The organism is Tenacibaculum piscium (assembly GCF_021390715.1).
In the GTDB taxonomy this organism is placed as follows: domain Bacteria; phylum Bacteroidota; class Bacteroidia; order Flavobacteriales; family Flavobacteriaceae; genus Polaribacter; species Polaribacter piscius.
The window spans coordinates 45,522-70,469 of sequence record NZ_JAJGWT010000006.1 but is presented as its reverse complement, the minus strand read 5'-3'; the positions used below and the strand labels follow the sequence as shown (position 1 = coordinate 70,469).

Sequence of the window (24,948 nt, the reverse complement as noted above, 5' to 3'; positions counted from 1 at the left end):
CTAGTATTGATAAAGTTATAAGTAAAGTTATTTTAAGTGTTTTCATTTATTGAAGTGTTATTTTTTCTATGGATATATTAAAATTTTCGTTCTTTTTGTTACCTATCAGAATTGCAATTTCTGAAATAGTAGTTGCTGAATAATTTGGCACATCAACTAAATTACCTCTAGACGAAGCATAAAACTTGTTTAAAGGCAAAACAATTTCTTCTGATTTATTGGTCGTTTCAAACGGCTGAACATACCAAAAATGTTGATCTTCTTTGGCTTTTATTCTAAACTGATACTTTTTACCATCGCCTTTTAACTTTATAACTAGATTTGTTTTTTTATCATCAAAATTAATAGCGATAGGTAATCTTGTCATTGCAAAACCTCCGTTATTATCTAAAGAAACAGCTCCCGAAAAAACAAGTTGTTTATCGTTATTCAATTTCATAGATGATGTCGATACGCCTCCCATAACATCATCATTTGTTATAATCCAGTTTTTGGGAATTGTATTTTTATCAAAAATTATTACCTCATCATTCATACATAAAAAAATAGTGAATAAAATTAGCCATTTCATTCGAGTACAATTATAATTTTACACTTACAATTCCTGCATCCATAGGAATAATTTGCCCTGTTATTGAACCAGATTCATCTGATAATAAATAACTAGCCAAACCTGCTACTTCTTGTGGCGTTAAATATTTTTTTAACGGATGTCTTTCTTGCATACTCTCTTGCTGTTTTTCGTTTCTTAACAAACGTTTTGCAAGTGGCGTATCTGTTACCGTTGGAGCAATGGCATTAAAACGAATTTTAGTTGCATACTCTGCCGCTAACGATTTTGTTAAGCCTTCAACTGCCGATTTACTTGTAGCAATACTTGCATGAAAAGGCATTCCTAAAACAGAAGCAACTGTACTAAATAAGACCACGCTTCCGTTATTTTTTGCCAAACTAGTTTCGTATGCTTTTAAAGTATTGATTGCGCCTATAACATTTATTTCAAAATCTGTTTTAAAATCGGCAACTTTAAGTCGCGTAAATGATTTTAAATTGATACTTCCAGGACAATATACCAATCCATTAATATCTTCTAAAACGGGTAATTCATCATTTAAAACATCACATGAATAATGAGTTACATTTTCATGTTCTTCGGGTGCTGTTCTACTTATATTGATGATTTTATGTGTATCTTTTAATTTATTTACAATAGCTTTTCCGATACCTGAGCTACCTCCTACTACTACAATTGTTTTCATATTTTATATATTTATGATTAGCAATTATTTTATTTATCGCTTAGAAACTTTATTGTTACTAATACTTTTTTGTCTTGTACATTTAAATCGTCCTTTTTCAAAAGCTCGTTTTGCTTGATGCTTAGTTGAACGTCCTTGAACTCTTGCTCTCCATAATTTAAAACTAGATAGCTTTAACTCTTTACGCATTAATTCGATTACTTGTTGTTCTTTTAAACCAAACTGAAACTTTATAGCATCGAATGTGGTTCTATCTTCCCAAGCCATTTCTATTATTCTATCTATATCTCTGTGATTCATAATTTTTGATTATTTTTTACCAAAGCGTTTATCATTCCTTTAAATACAAAAGCATGAAACGGTAAAACGGAATACCAATACAAGCGTCCTAAAACTCCTTTGGGTCTGAAAACTGCTTTTTGATGTAAAGTATCATTTACTATTTTGAACTCTAACCAAGCTTCTCCAGGTAATTTCATTTCTGCAAATAACAAAAGTCTTTTTTCTTTTTTATCAGCCAATAAAACACGCCAAAAATCTAATGGGTCACCAGCTTCTAAAGATGTATTATGTGTTCTTCCTCTACGCAAACCAACTCCTCCAAAAATTTTATCAGCATAACCTCTTATTTTCCATAACCAATTAAAACGATACCATCCATTTTTCCCTCCAATTGACCAAATTTTATCAAGCGTAAAAGCATCATCGGTAACTTTTACAGTACGTTTATCTACAAAACAACCATATTGTGGTATTTGAATATAATCCGATAATTGAGCTTGAAAAACACCACTACTAATAGCATCTTTCCAACTTGATATTACAGCATTTTGTTCTATTCGTTGAAAAGCTAAATCGACCGATTCTTTATAAGAAATAGGTGATATATTTAAAATTTGATTAATATTACTTGGCTTAGCAATTACCTCAACTTTCATGCTATCTACCAAAGCTTGTGCTAAATTAAAAGATGTAGAAGTTACAAAATACAACCAATACGATGATAATTTTGGCGTTAAAAGAGGTAGTGTAAGTATGTAACGTTTAAAGCCTCTTACTTCTGAAAACTGCAAAAGCATTTCTTTATAAGTAAGTACTTCTGTACCACAAATATCAAACGATTTGTTGTACAGTTTTTCATTTCCAACGGCACGTTCTAAAAAAGTTAATACATCTCTAATTGCAATTGGTTGCGATTTTGTATTCAACCATTTTGGCGTAACCATTACGGGTAATTTTTCAACAATATCTCTAATAATTTCAAAGGATGCACTACCGCTTCCAACAATAATTCCTGCTCTAAAAGTGGTCAATGCATATTTTTTTGAAGCTAAATTTTTCTCTACCTGAAAACGAGAAGCCAAATGCTTAGACAAAGAACTATCATTTACAATACCACTTAAATAAATGACTTGTTTACAGTTTGTTTTTTCGACAATATTTTTAAAATTCTTGGCACAAGTTTGCTCTAAATCTTCAAAATTAGTAGCATCCGTAGCCATTGAATGAATTAAATAATACGCAACATCAATATCCGAAGGAAAAACAATTTGTTCGGTTTGTAAAAAATCAACTTTTATAAAGGAGATATTCTCTTTATGTTCTATTTCATCAGGAATTCGTTTTAAATCACGGACACAGCATACTAATTCATGACCTGCATCTAGTAATTTTAATACCAATCTTTTTGCAATATATCCTGTTGTTCCTGTGATTAAAATTTTCATTTTCTTGATGTTTTACATATTAATTATTGTGTTACTTTGGTCTTTGGTATGATAATCTTTGATATTCTTTTGCAACCATATACGTATCTAAACCATTAATTGCTGCAATTTTTTCTTCGGATAAATTTAAAAAACCATCCTCAGAAAGCATTGAATCTTTAAAATACAAATCGGTTACTTCGCCTAAAATTAAAATAGTTCCGTTTGCTTTTATATGATGTTCTTCTAAAAATTTCATTCCTATTTTTATAGGCGATTCAGCTACATAAGGTGCAAAAAAATCATCTTTATAAATTTCAGTTAAATCGGTTTTATCAAACTCTGAAACTCCTGACGGATATTTAGCCGATGTATGATGTGCATCTTCAATTATGGCTTCGTTAATAGCGTTTATCGTATAAAAACCTGTTTTTTTAATGTTGTCATAGGTATTTCTTGCCACGGTTGTAGGACGCAAAACAAATCCTAAAATTGCAGGACTAGAACCATAATGAACAACTGAACTAAAAACAGCTACATTACTAATTCCATCTTCCGATTTTGTAGCAATTAAATTTGCTGGTTTATAACCAGAAATACTGTTCATCAAATTTATTTTATACAGATGATTCATATCATCTATAGCTTTTCTTGATAAATGCATTTATAAATTCTTATAATTATTAATTTTTATATGAGTCGATTTTAAATCGTGCATTAAATTATACAAACCAAAAAATGTTCTGTTGATATAAATAAAATGCTTTGAACCTCTATTACCGTTCATTTTTTTCAACTCAGTACTTTTTGCATATTTTTGTCCTAAATCAGCTATTTTACCAAAGAAAACTCCATCAGAAAAATCAAAATTTTCTTGCTGAAAAGGTGATGTAAATAAATACAACATTTCATAAAACAATTCTTTAAAAAAGGCTTTTTCTTCTTCGGAATCATCTTTTCTTAAAATTTCTAATTCGTATAATTTACTTTCAAAAAAAGCAGGATTTTCAATATTTTCTCGTTTGGCTAATTCGAAATATGGCGTATAAAAAGTCATTGGTACTTCTTTCATACATCCAAAATCGATAACAATTAAATCATTTTCTTTGGATACCAAAAAATTACCAGGATGCGGATCGGCATGTACTTTTTTTAACACATGCATTTGATACATATAAAAATCCCATAATGCTTGTCCTAATTTATTTGCCGTTTGCTGATCATATCCTTTTGATGTAAATTCCGACAAATGAATTCCGTCCATCCAATCCATAGTTAAAATTCTATCCGTAGAAAATTCTTCGTAATATTTTGGGAATTTTAAATTTGGAATATGTGCACAAGCATTCGCTATTTCGTTACTCTGTGCTAATTCTAAAACGTAATTTGTTTCTTCTAATAGCTTACTTTCAACTTCTTTAAAATATTCATCAGAACCTTCGCCTCTTATATTAAACATTTTCATCGCAATCGGTTTTACCAATGCTAAATCCGTAGAAATACTATTTGCAACACCAGGATATTGAATTTTAACAGCCAATATTTTTTCGCCTATCGTAGCTTTATGAACCTGTCCGATACTTGCTGCATTTACAGATTCTGCTGTAAACGTATCAAAAACATCTTCAGGTGTTTTGTTAAAATATTTTTTAAAAGTTTTAACTACTAAAGGTCCTGAAAGTGGCGGAACAGAAAATTGTGATAACGAAAATTTTTCAACATACGCACTTGGCAATAAATTCTTTTCCATACTCAGCATTTGTGCTACTTTTAATGCCGAACCTTTTAATTCTTTTAAACCGTCATAAATATCAGTTGCATTATCTTCATTTAACTGAGCTCTTGCCTCTTCTTCTGATTTTGTGATTTTATTTCCGTAATACTTTGCATAGTTTACACCAAGTTTTAAACCTGTAGTAACTAATTTAGTTGTTCTTTCTATTTTTGATGTTGGTATTTTATCGAGTCTTTTCATATTTTCTTATGTTGACATTCCTTTTTCTTTCCATAAAAATTTCGCTAAATCAATAACGCTTTTTACGGGAGTTATTTGTTGAATTTCAAAAGCAGCTTTAATTGATTTTTCAATAAAAACATCTGTTTTTTCGAAGTTTGAAGATTCATCATCAATCCAAAATTTCAGAATCATTAATAATTGCATCCAATAAGCTTCTGTTATTGTTTTATCTTGAATTTTATTGATTTTATCATTCTTAAAATCAATTTTTTCTATTTCAATTTCACTGATATATTTTAGAAATTCTGAACGTAATTCTTTTAAAACTGCTAGTTTTGAAAAATCCGATTTCATATCTTGAAATTGCCACAAAACATAGGATCTGTTTGCAGTTAATAATTCAAAAAAAGTAAAATAAAAACTTAGTAATTTATCTTTTGATGAATATTCTTGATAAGCCTCTGTTTTATGCAATAAATGGATTGTTTCTTTAGCAAAAATTCCAAATATTGATTTTTCTAAACTCTTAAAACTTGAAAAATGTTTATAAAAATCGGTTTCTTCAAAATTATTTTGAAGGGCAAAAGCATAAATAGAATTCGGTTTTCCTGAAATTAATACTGAATTCATGTATAATTCTATAATTTTATCTTGGGTAATATTCTTCTTTTTTGCCATAATCATTTAATTATTAACACTATATATTAGTTATAAAGTACTGTGTATGCGTTTAATGTTGTTGCGATGGTCATCCAAATTAAATAAGGCAGTATCCATAGCGTGTTTATTTTTAATTCTTTCAGATATTTAAAAGTAAAATACCCGATTAAAAGCCATAATAAGGTAATAACAAGCAAGCCAATTCCCATTAAATGTTGATTGAAAAACAAGTAATTCCAACCGACGTTTAAAATCCACTGAACACTAAAAAGGATTGTTAATTTTTTATCTAAAAAAGGAAATTTAAAACTCAATTTTGTCATATAAAAAGCAAATAACAGCATAATTGTTGACCAAGCTGCTCCAAAAACCCAACCTGCGGGTGTCCAAGGTGCTTTATTTAATGATAGATACCACTCACTTTTTGGACCATTTTCCATCAATATAACACCGATACCTAAGGCTAAAAAATTAACTACTAAAAAGAGTAAAAATCGTATGTATTTATTTTGTTTCATCTTTTATTTTTTTATTAGATTTCTTTAAATGATTAAAAATTAATTGTACTGAAAACAATAGCGTAAAAGCATAAAAAACATCTTCAATAGGAATTGTAAAAATTCTAAAATTCAAGTTTTCTGTATTATTATACCAAACTACAGGTTGCTCAATAAAGCTTCCTGTTAAGATTCCATTTGTTAGTAAAAACGGAATTAAAATCACCAAAAAACTTGGAAAATACGCTTGTAGTTCCGATAAATTATTTTTTAATGAAAAAAGCATCAATACAATAAAAAGAATGAAATTTACAGTCGTATACCATTTTCCAAAATTGAAAATCAATAATAAAAAAGTAATCAAAATCAATAAAAAACTCAACAATACTGTGGGAGTTTTTGATAACTTAAATTGAGGTGCTAAATATTTTAAAACCTCGTGCGTAAACAAGCAAGCATACGGAATACAAAAGAAAAATAGCCATTCTTCAATAGGTAATTTAAATAGTTTTATTCCTAAATAATAATCAGTATTAAAGCCCCAAACTCCCATCTGAGCAAAAACCGCATCCCAAATTATAAACGGTAAAGCGACTAACGAAATACTGATTAAAGCACTTTTAAAATGCTGTATAAAATGAAATTTTTTCTCAAAAATACTGTAACCTAAAGGGATACTTAAACTTCCTAAATTCAATAAGAGATATAGATATTCACTCATTATTTTAGTATTATTAGCTAGATTAATTTAATTATTTTTATTGTCTTTTCTTAAAATATTTAAACGGAACGAACAACATTCCGAAGCATTCTCCATCAGGTTTCCCTAAATGCTTGTGATGTATTTTATGTGCTTTTCGAAGTCCTTTTAAATATTGATTATTCGTATTTTTAAACCAATTAAAACGCCTATGAATTAACACATCATGCACTAAAAAATAAGCGATTCCATAACATAAAATTCCTAAGCCTATAAAAAACAAATAATTTAATGCTGGATTAATTCCGAAGTAAAACAACAAGATACTCGGTATGGCAAAAACCACGAAAAAAGCATCATTTTTTTCAAATACATTCGGATATCCTGGTTGATGATGGTCTTCGTGTAAATACCATCCAAAACCGTGCATTATATATTTATGGGTGCACCAAGTAACGGCTTCCATCCCTATAAAAACCAGTAAAGTTGTAATTGCAAATAACATTTTTAAATAAGGTTTAGTTTATATTTTACGTAACTTCTTGCCAAAAGATTAATTTTCATCGGGTCAGAGATTCTAATTCTTGTGTCCATTATTTCTGATGATGGCGTTGCTTTTAATTTATTAAGCAATTTTTTATAATATCGATACGCCATGTAAACACCAAATTTTGCTTCAACAGGTAATTTTAAAATACCATTTTCATAGGCATAATCAAAATCAGCTTCAATATCTTTAATAATAATTTCTTTGGATGCTTGATCTAATTCTTTAAGGTTGATATTTGGAAAATAAGAACGGTTTAAGAGTTCTAAATCATCTTTTAAATCTCTTAAAAAATTTACTTTTTGAAACGCAGAACCTAAACGCATTGCGGCATCTTTTAATTCGTTATATTGATTTGCATCACCATTTACAAAAACCTTTAAACACATTAACCCAACAACATCAGCCGAGCCATAAATATATTGTTTATATTCTTCTTGGGTAGTGTATGTTGTTTGATGTAAATCGGCTTTCATACTTTTTAAAAAAGCTTGAATTAAATCTTCGGTAATTTTATATTTTTCAACAGTATGTAAAAATGCATTTAGAATCGGATTTAAACTAATACCTTCTTTTTTTGCGTTATAATATTCTTGTTCAAATCGTGTTAATAAAACTTCTTTATTATACTGATGAAAAGAATCGACTATTTCATCAGCAAAACGGACAAAACCATAAATATTATAAATTTCGGCACGTATTTTTGGCGATAACATTCGAGTTGCTAAAGAAAAAGAAGTACTGTATTTTTCAGTAACTAATTTACTACAAGCATAAGAAACTTCATCAAATAATTGTTTCATTTTTAATGGTGTTTTAAAATTAAATCTGAAGCTATTTTACCCGAAATTAATGACGGTGGCACGCCTGGTCCTGGAACCGTTAATTGCCCTGTAAAGAATAAATTCTTTACTTTTTTACTTTTTATTTTTGGTCTTAAAAAAGCAGTTTGTGTTAAAATATTTGCTAATCCGTAGGCATTTCCTTTGTACGAATTATAATCTTTTACAAAATCCTTGACACAAAAACTCTCTTTAAAGATAACATTTTCTTTGACAGATTGCTGTGTTAATTTCTCTAATCTGTTGATAATTAAATCAAAGTACTTTTCTCTAAGCTCGGGAGTATCTTCAATACCTGGCGCTATCGGGATTAAAAAAGTGGCAGCTTCGTTATGAATTGGCGCAAAAGAATCCTCTGTTACGGAGGGGAAACTTGCATAAAACATCGGATCTTTTGGCCAACTTGGAGTATCATATATTGATGCCGCATGTATATCAAAATCGGTATCAAAAAATAAGGTATGATGACAAACATCTTTTAGTTTTTTATCAAAACCAACGTAAAACAATAATGACGATGGTGCAAAAACTTTTTTATCCCAATATTTTTCAGAATATTGTCTATATTTTTGAGGTAATAATGTTTCTGTATGATGATAATCGGCACCGCTCAACACAATATCCGAAGCAATAAATTCACCATTTACAATAAGTCCGATAGCTTCACCTACTTCATTAACCGATATTTCTTCAACATTAGCATTGGTTTTAAACTCAACGCCTACATCTTTAGCTAAAGTATGCATTGCTTCAATCACTTTGTACATTCCGCCCTTTGGATGCCAAGTTCCTAAAACAAAATCGGCATAATTCATAAAGTTATAAAAAGCGGGTGTATTGCTTGGTTTTGCGCCTAAAAATAAGACAGGAAATTCTAAAATCTGAATTAATTTTTTACTTTTAATTTTTCTACGAACTTCTTTTCTTATGGATGAAAAAAACTGGATTATTTTTCCAATCGTAACAGGCGTTACCAATTCTAAAGGAGAAACTCCTGGGTTATAGACTAAATCGTTTATCGAAACATCATAATTATAGGCGGCAGATTTTAAGAATGCTTTTAAATGAACTGAACTTCCTTTTTCCTCTGCTTCAAAAATTTCGTAAATCTCTTCAACACTACCAGGAATTGTAATCGAATCTGCGGTATCAAAATAAACTTGATATGCTGGATCTAACTTTTCTAATTCATAATAATCAGATGGTTTTTTACCAAAATCGGCAAAAAACTTCTCAAAAACATCGGGCATCCAATACCATGTTGGTCCGATATCAAAAGTAAAACCATCTTTTTTTAACTGACGTGCTCTACCTCCTAGTGTTTCATTTTTCTCTAAAATTACAACGTCATATCCTGCTTTTGCTAAATAACACGAAGCTGATAATGATGAAAAACCCGAACCTATTATATGTATTTTCTTTTTCAATTTCAATTTTATTTTTTTTTTAGTAGGATTACTAATACACTCACAAAATTATACTCACAAAATACTTTCTGATAAATTTAAGGATTTTTAAGAATTAAAAAACATCTAAAAATAATTAAATATAAAAAATTAAAGAAGGCTCTTTATGAATACCCAAATTTACAACTTTTGTTTAATTAAAACAAAAAAGAGTTAAACAAAATTAAATTAATCAAAAAAAAGCTACATTATTTTTAAAAACTCAATAATAGAAGGATATAGCGAAATATTTGCTTCAAAATCTATTTCTTTAACGCTGGCTGTTTTTGCTCCTATCGCAATTAATTGATGCTTTGTATCTTTTAAAATAGCTTCTATTTCCTTAAAATAATCGGTTATTTTATCGTCGTAGGGCTGTACGGTTAATGAAGTTACAAAACGAATTTCCGTATCACTTTCAAAGAAATAATTCAAATTATTTAACGGCAAACTTTGCCCTAAGTAAATCGTTTTATAACCACGCAACACTAACTCATAATTTAAGTACATCAAACCTAATTCGTGTATTTCATGTTCTGGTAAAAACAATACGTATAATACTTTTGAATTTAAAATATTATAAGGCAATCTTTCGGTACTTATTTGAATTTTCTGAGTAATTAAATTTGATATAAAATGCTCGTGAGCAGGAAGTAAGGTGTCTGTTTGCCATAATAAACCGATGTGATTTAAAAAAGGTACAAAAACATCTTTGAAGATTTCTCGGAACGTTTTTTTATCCAACAATTGATTGTAAGTATTGTTAAATAACTCTTTATCAAACTGAAACATTGCTAATTTCAAGGAGTTCATTGCTTGGTCATTAGAGGCTGTTTTTAAGGCTAATTCTCTTGAAGCAATCAATATTTCTTGGTTAGACATTGCGGCTATTTTAGAAATTTTATAATTGTTTTTATTCAGTAGAACAACGTTTAATAATTTCAATAAATTTTTTGAAGAATAATACCGAATATTCGTATCGGTTCTTTCGGGGGATAATAAATTATAGCGTTTTTCCCAAATACGAATGGTATGTGCTTTGATTCCTGAAATATTTTCAAGATCTTTAATGGTAAAAGTATTTTTAATATTGTTCAATTTATTATGTTTTAAGATAAACAAAGATACATTTTTACGGAGTTTGTCTTTAGTTTTGGTTTGACTTTATTTTTAGAATCATTTTTGATAAGTATAGTTATGACTATTTTTATAATTATTTTTGATGTTTATGCTTTTGATACTATTTTTATAAAATGAAACTTCAAACACAACTTTCTTTAAAAAAACAAGCGCATCATTTAATTGATTATAACTCGAAATTATTTTTATTGGGGTCTTGTTTTTCTGAAAATATCGGCGATAAATTATCGTATTATAAATTTCAATCGACACAGAATCCTTTTGGAATTTTATTTCATCCAAAGGCTATTGAAAAATTAATTACGGATGCTATCAATCAAAAAAAATATACAGAAGAAGCTATTTTTTTTCACAATGAATCTTGGCATTGTTTTGATGCGCATTCTAGTGTAAGTTCTTTGGATAAAAATGAAGTTTTAGAAAACTTAAACACTGCCAGTTCGGCAACATTTACGCAGTTAAAAAACGCTAGTCATTTGATAATTACCTTGGGAACTTCATGGATTTATCGTGAAATTCCTTCGGATACAATTGTAGCGAATTGCCATAAAATTCCACAGAAAAACTTTACAAAAAAGATTTTAAGTATTGCTGAAATCACTGAAAGTTTATCAGAAATTATTACTTTAACAAAATCCGTTAATCCTGATATTGCGATTCTTTTTACCGTATCGCCTGTGCGTCATCTAAAAGATGGATTTATTGAAAATCAGCAAAGTAAATCGCATTTAATATCGGCAATTCATTCAATTATCGATATTAAAAAGAGCGTTTATTATTTTCCTTCGTATGAAATTATGATGGATGAATTGCGTGATTATCGTTTTTATGCCCAAGATATGATTCATCCAAATGCTACTGCAATAAATTATATTTGGGAAAAATTCATAGCCGTTTGGATTGCTGAAAACACCCAAAAAACGATGAAGGAAATTGAAATAATTCAAAAAGGATTGGCGCATCGTTCTTTTAATCCAACATCAGAAGCCCATCAAAAATTCTTACAAAATATCGCACAAAAAAAGGAAACACTTCAAAAAGCATTTCCTTTTATTCAATTTTAAAAAAACGTATAGACACTTAAAAAATCAAAAATTATTTTAAGTGTTTATCGACATTTTGCCAAGGTCCTCCGTTAATAATATCGACACCTTGTGCATGTAAAAAGTCGGTTGCCTGTCCACTTCTAGCACCACTTCTACACACTGCGATTACAGGTTTTTTCCATGCTTTAATTTCAGCAACTCGTGCCGATATTGTTGTTAAAACAATATGTTTTGCTCCTTGTGAATGTCCTTCGTTCCATTCATCTAAAGTTCGTACATCTAAAATAATTGCGCCATTATCTAAATACGTTTGTATTTCGTTTGTCATATCTTTTTTTCTAAATAAGTTAAATAATCCCATTTGTTTGCGTGTTTCTACGGCAACAAATGTAGTCCGTTTTCTATTAAAGCTTTGTAACTCTTGTTACTTTTTAAGTTTTCTAAATATTTTTCCAGTTCATTTTTGATGCTAAAATTATTTTCTACGGATAGTTCATAGAGTTCTAAAACGAGCAACCAATCTGTTGGAAACTCTTTTTTCAAGCGCTGAAAAATGGTTTCAATATTGCTATTTGTGGCTTGTTTTTGTTCTCGCATTTCTCGAACTTCGGCATATAATGTATATAATTCTTGCTGATTTTTAGTATATGTTATTTTATGTGTTTTCGTTTCAGAAACTTTCCCTAAATTTTCAAAAGAAGTAACATCGGCAGGACCTGAATAAGCGGAAACCACTTTTTTACCGATTGCCATGTCATAAATTCCCCAAGAAGGTTCAAATAATGTTTCATTTTGATAGGTAACTGTACAGTTTTTAAAAGAGATGATTAAAATTTTCCCTCTTAAATCGCGTGTTCCCGTGATGATATTTCCTGTAACAAGCACGCCACTTTCAAACTCTAATTTGATATTTTTTCCTTCATAAATTCCGTAGGCTTCTAAATCGCGCGGACTCATATTTTCGATCGGCAAATTAATACCTTTTAATTTCCCAATTGGGCTTCCAAAACCTTCGGCATGATACGAAATTCCGTGTCCAATTAATTCTTTATCTCTGTTTGATAAAGCAGTATTTCCTGTTGTTTGTAAGTACGCAATTTTCCCATTTTCATCTTTTATTACGTTGCTAAACATCCCTGAAATTTGAATTCCTGTACTTAATTCAACAGTTCCTAAATTTTTAGATGTTATCAATTTTTGAACTCCAGATAATCCTCCAGTACGAAGTGCCATCGTATTTGCAAATTCATTTAAAACGAAGCTTAAATGGGCAAAATCTGGGGTTACAAAAAGTTGTGGTTGTGGTTTGGTGATATCAAAATTAACCGTTGCAGAAGCTATCGAATAGGCTATTTTTTTAACCTTTGATTTCAGACAACCTTTACTTTCTCCTATAGATGATAACAATCCTGCGCCGTATATCTTCGGATTTTCAAGTGTTCCGATTAAGCCATATTCGACTGTCCACCAATGCAGATTTCGAATTTGTGCCATTTCAGATAATTCGCCCATATTATCTTGTAAATAGGTAACTTTTTCTTGCGCTTGGGCGATTTCTTTTTGGGTTGAATTTGGATCTTCTTTTAAAATCGATAATAATCGAATTGCTTCATACATTTCATAGTCTTCTGCGGATGAAATTGCTTTTGAACCTATTTCACCGAATCTTCGTAAATACTCTGCATATTCTGGATTTGCAATAATTGGAGCATGTCCTGCGGCTTCGTGAATAATATCTGGAGCAGGCGTGTATTGAATATGATTGATAGTTCTCATATCCGAAGCAATAACCAGCACATTATAGGCTTGAAATTCCATAAAAGCATTTGGCGGAATAAAGCCATCAACAGAAACTGCCGCCCAACCGATTTCTTTTAAAATTCGATTCATTCCTTCCATATACGGAATGCTATTTACAGAAATACCTGTTTTTTCTAATCCTTTTAAATATGATGAATGAGCAACTTTACCTAAATAATCAACATTTACTCGCATTACATATCGCCAAACCGCCTGATTTTGAGCTGTATATTCATCATACGGTTGTTGAACAACAAATTTATGCAGATGTTTTGGTAATTTTTTTGTTACGTCATTTAACTCGAAATGAGGTTTCATATTTTCAATTATTTTGTAACTATTTTGTAAAGGTAAAATTAAGTTTTTTATCGTTTACAAAAAATCGATATTCGTTAAAATATATAAATTGTATATTTACTTTTATCAAAAAAATTAAAAAAAGAAAAATTATGAGAAATCGCGGAGGTTTAAAAATTAGACTTTTAATTGGTGCAGCAATCGCACTTTTTGCTTTGGTAAAATACTGCGCTAGTGCAGAAACAAATCCGTACACAGGTCAAAAACAACATATTTCTATTTCTCCGAAACAAGAAATTGCAATCGGCTTAAGTAGCGCTCCTCAAATGGCACAACAACACGGTGGATTACATCCGAATATAGATGCTCAAAAATTAGTGGACCAAATTGGAAAAAAATTAGTTGACAATAGTATTGCTAGAGAATCTGGCTATCCTTTTGAATTTCATTTATTAAGAGATGAAAGAACTATTAATGCTTTCGCACTTCCTGGAGGACAAGTATTTATTACCTATGCATTGTTTTCAAAGTTGAAAAATAAAGATCAGTTAGCGGGCGTTTTAGGACATGAAATTGGACATGTTATCGGGCGACATTCTGCGGCTCGCATGGCAAAACAAGATTTAACACAAGGATTACTCTCAGGAGCTTCTGTCGGTTTTGACCCAAGTACTGCACAAGGAATGGCAGGAATTGCCAATGTTATTAACATGAAATATGGTCGAGGCGATGAGTTAGAAAGTGATGAATTAGGTGTTAAATTAATGATTGATGCAGGCTATAATCCTGAGAGTTTAATTGGCGTTATGCAAATTTTAAAAGCTGCCGCAGGACCTAACAGAACTCCAGAATTTCAAAGTACACATCCCGATCCTGAAAATAGAATCGAAAAAATTAAAAACGCGATTCGAAAGTATCGTAAATAAATATTGATAAAATAATAACTCAAAATGATTTTAAATAATTTATAAAAGCATTTTTTTTTGCAGAAAATTAAATCCTAGCCCCGATTGAAGCAATTGTTTGAGGGCTGTTTTTGATTTTTCTTTAAAAAAAAGCGAGTGCGGAAAGCGGGAAATAACTTCAAATAATTTTTATAGCAAATAATACATTTGTTTATTTTTTATAAAACGATAAAATCTTTCTTATTTTTACCGTTCAATTCAACAAAAATGAACAAGAAAGTAATTTTAATGATTCTCGATGGCTGGGGAATTACCCAAAATCCAAAAGTTTCTGCTATATACAACGCCAAAACGCCTTTCATAAATTCTTTATATGATAAATTTCCACACGCACAATTACGTACTGATGGAGAACATGTCGGTTTGCCTGAAGGACAGATGGGGAATTCGGAAGTTGGACACATGAATTTAGGCGCAGGTAGAATTGTATATCAAAATCTTGCTAAAATTAACAAGGCTGTTGAACAAGGAACTTTAGCGCAAGAAATTGAATTATTAAAAGCTTTTGATTACGCCAAAAAAAACAATAAAAATGTTCATCTTTTAGGATTGGTTTCTAATGGTGGGATTCATTCTCATATCAATCATTTAAAAGGACTTTTATCCATCGCAAACGAGCAAAAATTGGACAATGTTTTTTTACATGCTTTTACTGATGGTCGTGATTGTGATCCTAAATCTGGAAAATATTTTATCAATGAGATAGAAGAACATATGCAAAAAACCACCGGTGAATTGGCGACAATTACAGGGCGTTATTTTGCTATGGATAGAGATAATCGTTGGGAAAGAGTGCAATTAGCTCACGATGCTTTAGTAAACGGAAAAGGAAGTTTTTCTACAGATGCGACCCAAAGTATTCAAGAAAGCTATGATGAAAATATTACGGATGAATTCGTAAAACCTATTATTATGGTTGATGAAAAAAATCAACCTAAAACAACTATTAAAGAAGATGATGTTGTTATCTTTTTTAATTTTAGAACTGATAGAGGTCGTGAATTAACCGAAATTCTGAATCAGAAAGATTTTCCAAAACTTAATACCAAAAAATTACCATTATACTTTGTTACCATGACAAATTATGATGAAACTTTTAAAGATATTAAAGTAATTTACAATAGTAATAATATTGAAAATACTTTAGGTGAAGTTTTAGAAAGCGCAGGTAAAACGCAAATTAGAATTGCGGAAACGGAGAAATATCCACATGTAACTTTTTTCTTTTCTGGAGGAAGAGAGCAAGAATTTAAAGGCGAAAAACGTTTATTATGTCCATCGCCAAAAGTAGCAACCTACGATTTACAGCCAGAAATGAGTGCGTATGAAATCCGAGACGCTATTATTCCTGAATTAAAAAATAACACTGTTGATTTCGTATGCTTAAATTTCGCAAATGGCGATATGGTTGGACATACAGGCGTTTTTGATGCCGCAGTAAAAGCTTGTGAAACAGTTGATAATTGCGTAAAAGATGTAATTACAACGGCTTTAGAAAATGATTATACCACTATTGTAATTGCTGATCATGGTAATTGTGAAACAATGATGAATCCTGATGGTTCACCACATACATCGCACACCACGAACCCTGTTCCGATGATTTTAATCGATAACGATTTAAAAACTATAAAAGATGGCGTTTTAGGTGATATTGCACCAACTATCTTGCACTTAATGAACGTACCGCAACCTAAAGAAATGACACAAGATTCGTTAATTTAAAATTATACCGATGAAAAAAATAACATACTTATTTATTGTATTATTAGTTACTTCTTGTGCATCAATATCAAGAGAGCCTGCTACTAAAAATAATCAGAATGACTTAGTCGGAATTGCTACCAAAAAAGATTTTAAACAAGAACCTTATGCCTCAGAATGGTTTAATGATTTTTATAGGTATTACCAAACCGATAAAAAAACGATTAATAAATTGAAAATACATCTAAAAGATGTTACTATTAGAGGTTTTGTAGCAACTTGGTGTGGAGATAGCCAACGCGTACTTCCTAATTTTTATAAAATTTTAGATCAAGCTAATTTTAACTATATAAATTCAGAAATAGTAGCTGTTAACCGTAAGAAAAAAGGAAATGGATTAGAAAAAGGACTTGATATTATTCGAATACCAACCTTCATTTTTTATAAAGATGGAAAAGAAATTGGTCGTTTTGTTGAGCATGCACTTGATGGTAGTACTATCGAAGAAGATATTTTAAAAATAGTTTCTGGCAAGCCATACACACATCCTTATCAAAAATAACCGTAAATTTGTCCTTCAATATTTTTAAGATGATTAAATCAAAAACTAGAGAAGAAATAGAGTTAATGCGTGAAAGTGCATTAGTAGTATCAAAAACTTTAGGAATGTTAGCTAAAGAAGTGAAACCTGGTGTTTCCACTTTATATTTAGACAAACTTGCCGAAGAATTTATCCGTGAACAAGGAGCAATTCCTGGTTTTTTAGGATTGTATGATTTCCCGAATAGCCTTTGTATGAGCCCAAATTCACAAGTAGTACACGGAATTCCGAATAAAAACCCAATGCAAGAAGGAGATATTATTTCCATTGATTGTGGTTCGATTAAAAATGGTTTTTATGGCGACCACGCCTATACTTTTGCAGTGGGTGAAATCGCTCCTGAAACGCAAAAATTATTAGACGTTACCAGAGAAAGTTTATATGTTGGTATTCGTGAATTAAAAGTAGGAAATCGTGTCGGTGATGTTGGTTTTGCTATTCAAAACTTTACTGAAAAACATGGATACGGTGTAGTTCGTGAATTGGTTGGTCATGGTTTAGGACGTGTAATGCACGAAGATCCTGAAATGCCAAATTACGGTCGTAGAGGTCGTGGGAAAAAGTTTATCGAAGGAATGGTTGTTGCCATCGAGCCGATGACAAACCTAGGAACACATAAAATTTTACAACATAATGACGGTTGGACAATTACAACTTTAGACAACAAACCTTCCGCTCATTTTGAACACGATGTTGCTATTGTTGATGGAAAACCAGAATTACTTTCTACCTTCAAATATATACATGAAGCATTAGGAATTGAAACAAATGAAGAAGACGAATTTAGACAACAACCTTTAACAATATAATTTGTCAATATTCAAAATCATATTAAACACCATTCCAAGACCTTTATTAATTAAAGCAAGTTACTGGGTTCGCCCAGTAATTTCTTGGTGGTTACAAGGCGATGTTTTTACAGATCCTATTGATGGAAAATCTTTTCGCAAATTTTTGCCTTACGGATATCAAAATCAAAGAGAAAATGCCCTTTCTCCTTCTACTTTATCCTTAGAAAGACACCGTTTATTATGGTTATATTTACAAAATGAAACAAATTTTTTAGCTTCAAATAACTTAAATAGTTCTTCGGATAAAAAACTAAAAGTACTTCATATTGCGCCTGAACAATGCTTTTTAGATATCTTCAGAAAGCAAAAAAACTTAGACTATATTACTGCTGATTTAGAATCTCCAATTGCGGATGTAAAAGCCGATATTTGCGATTTACCTTTTAAAGATAATGAGTTTGATGTTGTTTTTTGCAATCATGTTTTAGAACATATTTCTGATGATACCAAAGCAATGCAAGAATTATACAGGGTTTTAAAAGTTGGCGGATTTGGAATTTTTCAGATTCCTCAAGATTTATCAAGAGAAAAAACTTTTGAAGACGATTCCATTACCGATGAAAAGGAACGCACCAAAATATTCGGTCAATACGATCATGTTCGCGTGTATGGGCGTGATTATTTCGACAAACTTCGTTCCGTAGGTTTTAAGGTTGATGAGGTTGATTTGACACAAAAAATCGCCCCAGAAAAACTAGCACGATTTGCATTGATGAAAGACGAAATTCTGCCTGTTTGTTTTAAGAGCCTTTAAATAAACTGTCAGTTCGAGTGATTTTTTCCTTCAAAAAATTGTATCGAGAACTTTTTCAGCATCAAAATTCATCAACATAAAAAAATTCAAATTCTCGATACAATTTTAATTCCTTTTAGTCATTAAAATCACTCGAATTGACAAAAATCATGAAAAAAACTGAAATAAATTCAGGTTGACGGATGCGATTTCTTAATTTTCAAATTCTTTTAACTCATTATTTTCGTCATTATATAATAGGACTACTTTTAATTCAGGATATTTTTGTAAAAATGCTTTCGTTTTTTCTAATCCCATGGCTAAAAAAGCGGTTGCGTAGGCATCAACATCGGCACAATCGCCCTTTAAACGAACCGAAACACTCAATAAATTACTTTGACTTGCCAAACCTGTTTTTGCATTTACCGTATGTACAATTTTATCGCCGTTTTCATTGATTTTAAACTTTCGATAGTTCCCAGAAGTTGCCATCGATTCATTATCCAAAGAAATAACTTTTTGAAGCGAACGTGTGCCATCAATATTTGGTTTTTCAATCGCTACTTTCCATAATTTACTGTTCTTTTTTCCTCTCGCTCGAATCTCCCCTCCTATTTCTACCAAATAATTTTCAATGTTTTTATCCTCTAAAAATCGACCGATAATATCAACTCCATAACCTTTTGCAAAAGCATTTACATTAAATTCAATATGATCTGATTCACGATAAACCTTATTATTTTCTAATTTTACTTTATCAAAACCAACGCCAATCATTAGTTTTTTAATTTCTTCGGATGTTAAATTTTTAATCTCTTTTCCCGCTCCAAAACCATACGCATCAATTAATTTTCCAATCGTTGGATCAAAATAACCATCGGTTTGTTGATGAATTTTTTTAGCTTTTTTAAAAACTTCGATAAACATCGCATCAACAACTACCGTGGTATCGCCTTGATTAATCCTAGAAATATCGGAAGTTGGTAAATACGTAGACAATGATTTATTCACTAAATTAAATAAACTATCAATTGATTTTTGAAGCAACTTTTTATTTAATTTTTCACTCGTTTTAGTAGTCGTTTTATTGATTGTTTTTTGAGCGATTTCTTGATTTTGAGCATCAAAATAGGTAATATGATACGTTGTTCCAAATACAAAACCTGCTAATTTCGTAGGAGTTATTTCTTTTTTCTGATTACAAGAAATCAAAAATAATAATAGAAATATTATTGATAATAATCTTAAAAATACTGTGCAAATTCTATTTTGAATCATCGTAAAAATTTAATATTTAAAATGTAACGACAAAAATAAATCATTATCGCTTCATAAAAGATTGTTAATTCTGTTTTTTTACGCATTGATTTTCATAAATTTGTATTTTTCAAAACAATACTAATTCACCACTTAAAAACAGCCTAAAATGAAGAAAATATTTTTAGTTATTACCGCTTCTTTTTTACTAGCATCTTGTGTTTCTACCAAAGAATTAAACGCTTTAAAAACTAAGCACGAAAAAACAAAAGATGAATTATTAGCTGTAAAGGCAAATTTAACGAAATGTTTAGTTGAAAAAGAAAGTTGTCAAGAAAAAGTAAATACCTTAAAATCATCCGTTGGTGATTTAAAACAAGACAAACAAAATACGCTTCAACAAGTAGAAAACTTAACCGTTTTAACCAAAGGAGCAAATGATAACATCAAAGAAACCTTAACGCAATTAAGCAAAAAAGACAAATATATTAACCGAATTAGAGCAGCAGCTTCTAAAAAAGATTCGTTAAATTTAGTCGTTGCTTTTCATCTGAAAAAAGAATTACAACAAGGTATTGATGATGAAGATATCACTATTAACGTAGAAAAAACAGTGGTTTTTATCTCGATTTCTGATAAACTATTATTTAAAAGCGGAAGCTATACAATTTCTGATAAAGCCTCTAAAGTTTTAGGAAAAGTAGCAACGGTTGTAAATGGTCAGCCAGAAATGGATATAATGATTGAAGGACATACTGATAATACACCTGTTTCGAAAGGATCTAGACTAATAGATAACTGGGGATTAAGTGTATTACGTTCAACAGCTATTGTTCGTGAATTACAAAATAAATACAGCGTTGCTCCTAAAAGATTAATCGCAGCTGGTAGAGGAAGTTATGTGCCATTAGTAGCAAACGATACTCCTGATAATAAAGCCAAAAATAGACGAACAAAAATTATTATTTTACCACGTTTAAATCAATTTTTTGAATTATTAGAACAAAAAACAGAGTAAAATAACCTGAAAAATAGAATAAAAATTAGAGCATTTTTATTCAAAATACTATTTCATAAATAAAAAAACGTGCAACTGCACGTTTTTTTATTAGAAAAAATTAAACAAACCTACTATTTGTCAATCAAATAATTAGCCGTATATTTGCACACCTTTTTTAAGGATAAAATCATATATTAATAAACAAAAACTAATCGTGTAATTATGAACACATTAAGTTACAAAACAGTATCAGCAAACAAAAACACTGTTAATAAAGAGTGGGTTTTAGTTGATGCGGACGGGCAAACGTTGGGTCGTCTAGCTTCTAAAATAGCAATGCTAATTAGAGGTAAGTACAAACCAAATTATACTCCTCACGTAGATTGTGGAGATAACGTGGTTGTTATCAACGCAGAAAAAATTGTTTTAACTGGTAAAAAATGGACTGATAAATCTTATATCCGTCATACAGGTTATCCAGGTGGACAAAGATCATTAACTGCTACAGAAATGTTCGAAAAAGATCCTACAAGATTAATCGAAAAAGCAGTAAAAGGAATGTTACCTAAAAATAAATTAGGAAGCGCTTTATACAAAAACTTATATGCGTATGCAGGTACTGAGCACCAACAAACTGCTCAAAACCCAAAAGCTATTAACCTTAAAGATCTTATATAATGGAAACTGTACACAAAATAGGTAGAAGAAAAACAGCAGTTGCTCGTATTTATCTTTCAGAAGGTAAAGGAAACATTACTGTTAACAAGAAGGACTTTAAGAACTACTTTACAACAGGAACTTTACAATACAAAATCCAACAGCCTTTAATGTTAACTGAGAACTTAGAGTCTTATGACATTAAAGTAAACGTTTTTGGAGGTGGTATTACTGGTCAAGCAGAAGCAATTCGTTTAGCAATTACTAGAGCATTAGTAGCAATTAACGAAGAGCACAAAGCAGTATTGAAACCAGAAGGTTTATTAACTCGTGACCCTAGAATGGTTGAACGTAAGAAATTCGGTCAGAAAAAAGCACGTAAGAAATTCCAGTTCTCTAAACGTTAATATATATTTTCAAATTATTAACAATGCCTTGCAAAAGATATTGTTAATAGTTTTTAATTTATTTTCAAAAAGAGACTGTTACTTATACATTTATTTTTAACAGTTTAGTATCTAAATATTTCAGACTTTTTACAACTACTGAAATATTGTGAAAACAGAACGTAAACACATTTTATTAAAATGGCAAATATTCAAGAATTATTAGAAAGCGGAGTGCACTTCGGTCACTTAACTAGAAAATGGAACCCAAACATGGCTCCATACATTTATACAGAACGTAACGGTGTTCACATCATCGATTTGTATAAAACATCTGCTAAAATTGACGAAGCTGCTGCAGCTTTACAAAAAATAGCAAACTCTGGACGTAAAATATTATTCGTTGCAACTAAAAAGCAAGCGAAAGATATTGTAGCTGAAAGAGCAACTAATATTAACATGCCTTTTATTACCGAGCGTTGGCCTGGTGGTATGTTAACAAACTTCGTAACTATCCGTAAAGCTGTTAAGAAAATGGCTACTATTGATAGAATGAAGTTAGATGGTTCTTTTGACGCTTTATCTAAAAGAGAAAAGTTACAAATTAACCGTCAGAGAGCGAAATTAGAAAAGAATTTAGGTTCTATTTCTGATATGACTCGTTTACCTGCGGCTGTATTTGTAATCGATGTTAAAAAAGAACACATTGCAATTGCTGAAGCAACAAAATTAAACATTCCAATTTTTGCATTAGTTGATACGAACTCTGATCCTAGACCAGTAGATTACGTAATTCCTGCAAATGACGATGCTTCAAAATCTATTGATAAAGTTTTATCTTATGTAACTGATGCTATTGCTGAAGGTTTATCTGAAAGAAAGGCTGACAAAGAAAAAGTAGCTACTCCTGTTAAAGAAGAAGCTAAAGAAGTAAAAGCTACTACTACTGAAACTGTTGCTACTAAAGCACCAGCTAAAGAAGAAGAAGAAGAAGCTAAATAATTTCAATTTATTTCCGTTAAAGGTTTCATTTACTTGAAACCTTTAACTATTTTTACAAGTATAAATTCACAACTAAAAAATAACAATAGATATGTCAGTAAAAATTAGCGCTGCAGACGTAAAAAAATTAAGAGAAACTACCGGAGCCGGTATGATGGATTGTAAAAATGCATTAGTAGAAGCTGAAGGTAATTTTGATAAATCAATTGATATTTTACGTAAAAAAGGACAAAAAATCGCTGCTAAAAGAGCCGATAGAGATTCTACTGAAGGTGTTGCTATCACTAAAATTAGTGATGATAATACTTATGGGGTTGCTATTGTATTAGCATGTGAAACAGATTTCGTTTCTAAAAATGATTCTTTCAAAGATTTAGCTGCTGAATTTGTTGCTATTGCTTTTGATACTAAAAGTAAAGAAGAATTTTTAGCTGCTGATTTCGGTGGAGTAACTGTTGCTGAAAAATTAATCGAACAAACAGGTGTTATCGGTGAAAAAATCGACATCACTTCTTTCGAAAGATTAGAAGCGCCTTACGTAGGTTCTTATACACACATTGGTAAAATTGCTGCTATGGTTGGTTTATCTGCTGCGGTAGATAATGCTGCTGTTTTAGCTAAAGACTTAGCAATGCAAGCTGCTTCAATGGGTGCAATTTCTTTGTCTTACAAAGATTTTGATCCTGCTTATGTAGAAGCTGAAACTGAAGCAAGAATTGCTGTTATCGCTAAAGATAACATCGAATTAGGACGTTTAGGTAAAACTTTAAAAAACGTTCCTCAATATGTTTCTAGATTACAATTAACTGAGGCTGCTTTAGCACAAGCTGAAGAAGTTGCCAAAGAGCAATTAAAATCAGAAGGGAAACCAGAAAAAATTTGGGATAAAATTTTACCAGGAAAAATGGAAAGATTTATCTCTGATAACACAACTTTAGATCAAGAACAATGTTTATTAGATCAAAAGTTTATTAAAGACGAAAAGAAAACTGTTGCAGAATATGTTTCTTCTTTTGGTGACGTAGAAGTTAAAAACTTTGTAAGAGTTACTTTAGGATAATTCTTAAACATCACAAAATATTTAAAACCATCCATTTTTTGGATGGTTTTTTGTTTTATCAAAATTCAAACTCAAAAAAAATGCGTAATTTTGCATAACTTTCAACAAGATTATGCAATATAAAAGAATCCTTTTAAAATTAAGCGGCGAATCATTAATGGGCGACCTTCAATATGGTATTGATCCTAAAAGACTTAAAGAATACGCCCAAGAAATAAAACAAGTAATAGCTAAAAACATTGAAATTGCCATTGTTATTGGCGGTGGAAATATTTTTAGAGGGGTTGCTGGAGCAAGCCAAGGCATGGACAGAGTACAAGGTGACCACATGGGAATGTTAGCAACTTGTATTAATGGTTTAGCTTTGCAAAGTGCTTTAGAAGCTGAAGGAATTCATACCCGTTTACAAACAGCAATCGAAATTAAAGAAATAGCAGAACCTTATATTAAACGTCGTGCAAATCGTCATTTAGAAAAAGGTCGTGTCGTTATTTTTGGCGGAGGTACTGGAAATCCCTATTTCACTACTGATACAGCAGCAGTTTTAAGAGCTATCGAAGTAAATGCCGATGCCATTTTAAAAGGAACTAGAGTCGATGGGATTTATAATGCAGATCCTGAAAAAGATAAAAATGCCATAAAATACGATAATATCACCTTTAGAGACGTTATTGACAAAGGATTAAAAGTAATGGATATGACCGCTTTTACCTTAAGTGAAGAAAATAAACTTCCAATTATCGTTTTTGATATGAACAAAAAAGGAAACTTATTAAAATTAGTTTCTGGAGAACAAATTGGAACAATCGTTGATAATTAATAAATAGCAATACAAC

At 30.7% G+C, this 24,948-nt stretch carries 28 protein-coding genes; 12 read left to right on the top strand and 16 right to left on the bottom strand.

Features of this window, described 5'->3' with window-relative positions; all coding sequences use genetic code 11:
* Window positions 1–46: 46 nt before the first annotated feature.
* The 13 genes from L0U77_RS07580 to L0U77_RS07520 form a co-directional block, all read right to left on the bottom strand.
* On the bottom strand, window positions 47–571 hold the full coding sequence (locus tag L0U77_RS07580) for a CIA30 family protein (protein ID WP_233897875.1): 525 nt from the start codon (window positions 569–571) through the stop codon (window positions 47–49).
* Window positions 572–581: 10 nt separating this feature from the next.
* On the bottom strand, window positions 582–1,259 hold the full coding sequence (locus L0U77_RS07575; protein ID WP_233897876.1) for an SDR family NAD(P)-dependent oxidoreductase: 678 nt from the start codon (window positions 1,257–1,259) through the stop codon (window positions 582–584).
* A gap of 33 nt (window positions 1,260–1,292) precedes the next feature.
* Window positions 1,293–1,559, bottom strand: coding sequence for a TIGR03643 family protein (locus L0U77_RS07570; RefSeq protein WP_101914291.1), 267 nt, complete (start codon window positions 1,557–1,559; stop codon window positions 1,293–1,295).
* Complete coding sequence (locus tag L0U77_RS07565; protein WP_233900969.1) at window positions 1,556–2,986, bottom strand: SDR family oxidoreductase; 1,431 nt, start codon at window positions 2,984–2,986, stop codon at window positions 1,556–1,558. Before L0U77_RS07565 ends, L0U77_RS07570 begins: the two co-directional genes overlap by 4 nt.
* Window positions 2,987–3,017: 31 nt before the next feature.
* Entirely contained in the window at window positions 3,018–3,572 is a 555-nt protein-coding gene (locus L0U77_RS07560; protein ID WP_233900968.1) for a flavin reductase family protein, read from the bottom strand.
* 57 nt (window positions 3,573–3,629) lie between these two features.
* Complete coding sequence (locus tag L0U77_RS07555) at window positions 3,630–4,940, bottom strand: ABC1 kinase family protein (protein WP_233900967.1); 1,311 nt, start codon at window positions 4,938–4,940, stop codon at window positions 3,630–3,632.
* Window positions 4,941–4,946: 6 nt separating this feature from the next.
* Window positions 4,947–5,600 (bottom strand): TetR family transcriptional regulator C-terminal domain-containing protein, encoded by a 654-nt coding sequence (locus L0U77_RS07550; protein WP_233900966.1) that lies wholly within the window; start codon window positions 5,598–5,600, stop codon window positions 4,947–4,949.
* Between the two features lie 26 nt (window positions 5,601–5,626).
* Window positions 5,627–6,100 (bottom strand): TspO/MBR family protein, encoded by a 474-nt coding sequence (locus L0U77_RS07545; RefSeq protein ID WP_233897882.1) that lies wholly within the window; start codon window positions 6,098–6,100, stop codon window positions 5,627–5,629.
* Entirely contained in the window at window positions 6,087–6,800 is a 714-nt protein-coding gene (locus tag L0U77_RS07540; protein ID WP_233897883.1) for a lycopene cyclase domain-containing protein, read from the bottom strand. The genes L0U77_RS07545 and L0U77_RS07540 overlap by 14 nt, the downstream gene beginning before the upstream one ends.
* A gap of 37 nt (window positions 6,801–6,837) precedes the next feature.
* A complete protein-coding gene (locus L0U77_RS07535) occupies window positions 6,838–7,284 on the bottom strand; it encodes a sterol desaturase family protein (protein WP_233884524.1) in 447 nt (148 codons plus the stop codon).
* Between the two features lie 2 nt (window positions 7,285–7,286).
* The gene (locus L0U77_RS07530) at window positions 7,287–8,129 is read right to left on the bottom strand and encodes a phytoene/squalene synthase family protein (protein ID WP_233884526.1); all 843 of its coding nucleotides are present in this window, start codon (window positions 8,127–8,129) and stop codon (window positions 7,287–7,289) included.
* 2 nt (window positions 8,130–8,131) lie between these two features.
* Window positions 8,132–9,595, bottom strand: a complete 1,464-nt coding sequence (locus tag L0U77_RS07525; protein ID WP_233900965.1) for a phytoene desaturase family protein — start codon at window positions 9,593–9,595, stop codon at window positions 8,132–8,134.
* Window positions 9,596–9,817: 222 nt separating this feature from the next.
* Entirely contained in the window at window positions 9,818–10,711 is an 894-nt protein-coding gene (locus L0U77_RS07520) for a MerR family transcriptional regulator (RefSeq protein WP_233897884.1), read from the bottom strand.
* Between the two features lie 155 nt (window positions 10,712–10,866).
* On the opposite strand from L0U77_RS07520, the gene L0U77_RS07515 reads away from it, so the two are divergent.
* On the top strand, window positions 10,867–11,817 hold the full coding sequence (locus tag L0U77_RS07515; RefSeq protein ID WP_233897885.1) for a GSCFA domain-containing protein: 951 nt from the start codon (window positions 10,867–10,869) through the stop codon (window positions 11,815–11,817).
* 31 nt (window positions 11,818–11,848) lie between these two features.
* Here L0U77_RS07515 and L0U77_RS07510 read toward each other — a convergent pair whose 3' ends face one another.
* On the bottom strand, window positions 11,849–12,160 hold the full coding sequence (locus L0U77_RS07510; RefSeq protein ID WP_233861071.1) for a rhodanese-like domain-containing protein: 312 nt from the start codon (window positions 12,158–12,160) through the stop codon (window positions 11,849–11,851).
* Between the two features lie 14 nt (window positions 12,161–12,174).
* Complete coding sequence (locus L0U77_RS07505; protein ID WP_101917736.1) at window positions 12,175–13,917, bottom strand: aromatic amino acid hydroxylase; 1,743 nt, start codon at window positions 13,915–13,917, stop codon at window positions 12,175–12,177.
* Between the two features lie 131 nt (window positions 13,918–14,048).
* On the opposite strand from L0U77_RS07505, the gene L0U77_RS07500 reads away from it, so the two are divergent.
* From L0U77_RS07500 to L0U77_RS07480, 5 genes are all read left to right on the top strand, one after another.
* Complete coding sequence (locus L0U77_RS07500; RefSeq protein ID WP_101917737.1) at window positions 14,049–14,822, top strand: M48 family metalloprotease; 774 nt, start codon at window positions 14,049–14,051, stop codon at window positions 14,820–14,822.
* A gap of 246 nt (window positions 14,823–15,068) precedes the next feature.
* Window positions 15,069–16,586, top strand: a complete 1,518-nt coding sequence (gene gpmI / locus L0U77_RS07495; protein ID WP_233900964.1) for a 2,3-bisphosphoglycerate-independent phosphoglycerate mutase — start codon at window positions 15,069–15,071, stop codon at window positions 16,584–16,586.
* Window positions 16,587–16,596: 10 nt separating this feature from the next.
* The gene (locus L0U77_RS07490) at window positions 16,597–17,127 is read left to right on the top strand and encodes a thioredoxin domain-containing protein (RefSeq protein WP_233884543.1); all 531 of its coding nucleotides are present in this window, start codon (window positions 16,597–16,599) and stop codon (window positions 17,125–17,127) included.
* Between the two features lie 29 nt (window positions 17,128–17,156).
* Window positions 17,157–17,975 carry a type I methionyl aminopeptidase gene (map, locus tag L0U77_RS07485; RefSeq protein WP_101917741.1) on the top strand — a complete coding sequence of 273 codons (819 nt, stop codon included), beginning with the start codon at window positions 17,157–17,159 and terminating at the stop codon, window positions 17,973–17,975.
* A 1-nt stretch (window position 17,976) separates the two neighbouring features.
* Complete coding sequence (locus L0U77_RS07480) at window positions 17,977–18,771, top strand: class I SAM-dependent methyltransferase (RefSeq protein ID WP_233897887.1); 795 nt, start codon at window positions 17,977–17,979, stop codon at window positions 18,769–18,771.
* Between the two features lie 192 nt (window positions 18,772–18,963).
* Here the strand turns inward: L0U77_RS07480 and L0U77_RS07475 are convergent, their stop codons facing one another.
* A complete protein-coding gene (locus L0U77_RS07475) occupies window positions 18,964–20,028 on the bottom strand; it encodes an FAD:protein FMN transferase (RefSeq protein ID WP_233897888.1) in 1,065 nt (354 codons plus the stop codon).
* 148 nt (window positions 20,029–20,176) lie between these two features.
* Here L0U77_RS07475 and L0U77_RS07470 point away from each other — a divergent pair, with 148 nt between their 5' ends.
* The 6 genes from L0U77_RS07470 to pyrH all read left to right on the top strand — a co-directional run bounded on the left by L0U77_RS07470 (window position 20,177) and on the right by pyrH (window position 24,932).
* Window positions 20,177–21,025 (top strand): OmpA/MotB family protein, encoded by an 849-nt coding sequence (locus tag L0U77_RS07470; RefSeq protein WP_233884545.1) that lies wholly within the window; start codon window positions 20,177–20,179, stop codon window positions 21,023–21,025.
* A gap of 204 nt (window positions 21,026–21,229) precedes the next feature.
* Window positions 21,230–21,685, top strand: coding sequence for a 50S ribosomal protein L13 (gene rplM, locus L0U77_RS07465; RefSeq protein ID WP_101917744.1), 456 nt, complete (start codon window positions 21,230–21,232; stop codon window positions 21,683–21,685).
* Window positions 21,685–22,071 carry a 30S ribosomal protein S9 gene (gene rpsI, locus L0U77_RS07460; RefSeq protein ID WP_058884242.1) on the top strand — a complete coding sequence of 129 codons (387 nt, stop codon included), beginning with the start codon at window positions 21,685–21,687 and terminating at the stop codon, window positions 22,069–22,071. Before rplM ends, rpsI begins: the two co-directional genes overlap by 1 nt.
* 180 nt (window positions 22,072–22,251) lie before the next feature.
* The gene (rpsB, locus tag L0U77_RS07455; protein WP_233900963.1) at window positions 22,252–23,052 is read left to right on the top strand and encodes a 30S ribosomal protein S2; all 801 of its coding nucleotides are present in this window, start codon (window positions 22,252–22,254) and stop codon (window positions 23,050–23,052) included.
* A gap of 91 nt (window positions 23,053–23,143) precedes the next feature.
* On the top strand, window positions 23,144–24,112 hold the full coding sequence (tsf, locus tag L0U77_RS07450; RefSeq protein WP_233884559.1) for a translation elongation factor Ts: 969 nt from the start codon (window positions 23,144–23,146) through the stop codon (window positions 24,110–24,112).
* A gap of 112 nt (window positions 24,113–24,224) precedes the next feature.
* Entirely contained in the window at window positions 24,225–24,932 is a 708-nt protein-coding gene (gene pyrH / locus L0U77_RS07445; protein WP_101917748.1) for a UMP kinase, read from the top strand.
* Window positions 24,933–24,948 lie beyond the last annotated feature (16 nt).

Excerpts from the sequence above, each read along its gene's own strand:
- L0U77_RS07580 (WP_233897875.1), bottom strand. The coding sequence starts at position 571 with ATGAAATGGCTAATTTTATTCACTATTTTTTTATGTATGAATGATGAG.
- L0U77_RS07575 (WP_233897876.1), bottom strand. The coding sequence starts at position 1,259 with ATGAAAACAATTGTAGTAGTAGGAGGTAGCTCAGGTATCGGAAAAGCT.
- L0U77_RS07570 (WP_101914291.1), bottom strand. The coding sequence starts at position 1,559 with ATGAATCACAGAGATATAGATAGAATAATAGAAATGGCTTGGGAAGAT.
- L0U77_RS07565 (WP_233900969.1), bottom strand. The coding sequence starts at position 2,986 with ATGAAAATTTTAATCACAGGAACAACAGGATATATTGCAAAAAGATTG.
- L0U77_RS07560 (WP_233900968.1), bottom strand. The coding sequence starts at position 3,572 with ATGAACAGTATTTCTGGTTATAAACCAGCAAATTTAATTGCTACAAAA.
- L0U77_RS07555 (WP_233900967.1), bottom strand. The coding sequence starts at position 4,940 with ATGAAAAGACTCGATAAAATACCAACATCAAAAATAGAAAGAACAACT.
- L0U77_RS07550 (WP_233900966.1), bottom strand. The coding sequence starts at position 5,600 with ATGGCAAAAAAGAAGAATATTACCCAAGATAAAATTATAGAATTATAC.
- L0U77_RS07545 (WP_233897882.1), bottom strand. The coding sequence starts at position 6,100 with ATGAAACAAAATAAATACATACGATTTTTACTCTTTTTAGTAGTTAAT.
- L0U77_RS07540 (WP_233897883.1), bottom strand. The coding sequence starts at position 6,800 with ATGAGTGAATATCTATATCTCTTATTGAATTTAGGAAGTTTAAGTATC.
- L0U77_RS07535 (WP_233884524.1), bottom strand. The coding sequence starts at position 7,284 with ATGTTATTTGCAATTACAACTTTACTGGTTTTTATAGGGATGGAAGCC.
- L0U77_RS07530 (WP_233884526.1), bottom strand. The coding sequence starts at position 8,129 with ATGAAACAATTATTTGATGAAGTTTCTTATGCTTGTAGTAAATTAGTT.
- L0U77_RS07515 (WP_233897885.1), top strand. The coding sequence starts at position 10,867 with ATGAAACTTCAAACACAACTTTCTTTAAAAAAACAAGCGCATCATTTA.
- L0U77_RS07510 (WP_233861071.1), bottom strand. The coding sequence starts at position 12,160 with ATGGGATTATTTAACTTATTTAGAAAAAAAGATATGACAAACGAAATA.
- L0U77_RS07505 (WP_101917736.1), bottom strand. The coding sequence starts at position 13,917 with ATGAAACCTCATTTCGAGTTAAATGACGTAACAAAAAAATTACCAAAA.
- L0U77_RS07500 (WP_101917737.1), top strand. The coding sequence starts at position 14,049 with ATGAGAAATCGCGGAGGTTTAAAAATTAGACTTTTAATTGGTGCAGCA.
- gpmI (WP_233900964.1), top strand. The coding sequence starts at position 15,069 with ATGAACAAGAAAGTAATTTTAATGATTCTCGATGGCTGGGGAATTACC.
- L0U77_RS07490 (WP_233884543.1), top strand. The coding sequence starts at position 16,597 with ATGAAAAAAATAACATACTTATTTATTGTATTATTAGTTACTTCTTGT.
- map (WP_101917741.1), top strand. The coding sequence starts at position 17,157 with ATGATTAAATCAAAAACTAGAGAAGAAATAGAGTTAATGCGTGAAAGT.
- L0U77_RS07475 (WP_233897888.1), bottom strand. The coding sequence starts at position 20,028 with ATGATTCAAAATAGAATTTGCACAGTATTTTTAAGATTATTATCAATA.
- L0U77_RS07470 (WP_233884545.1), top strand. The coding sequence starts at position 20,177 with ATGAAGAAAATATTTTTAGTTATTACCGCTTCTTTTTTACTAGCATCT.
- rplM (WP_101917744.1), top strand. The coding sequence starts at position 21,230 with ATGAACACATTAAGTTACAAAACAGTATCAGCAAACAAAAACACTGTT.
- rpsI (WP_058884242.1), top strand. The coding sequence starts at position 21,685 with ATGGAAACTGTACACAAAATAGGTAGAAGAAAAACAGCAGTTGCTCGT.
- rpsB (WP_233900963.1), top strand. The coding sequence starts at position 22,252 with ATGGCAAATATTCAAGAATTATTAGAAAGCGGAGTGCACTTCGGTCAC.
- tsf (WP_233884559.1), top strand. The coding sequence starts at position 23,144 with ATGTCAGTAAAAATTAGCGCTGCAGACGTAAAAAAATTAAGAGAAACT.
- pyrH (WP_101917748.1), top strand. The coding sequence starts at position 24,225 with ATGCAATATAAAAGAATCCTTTTAAAATTAAGCGGCGAATCATTAATG.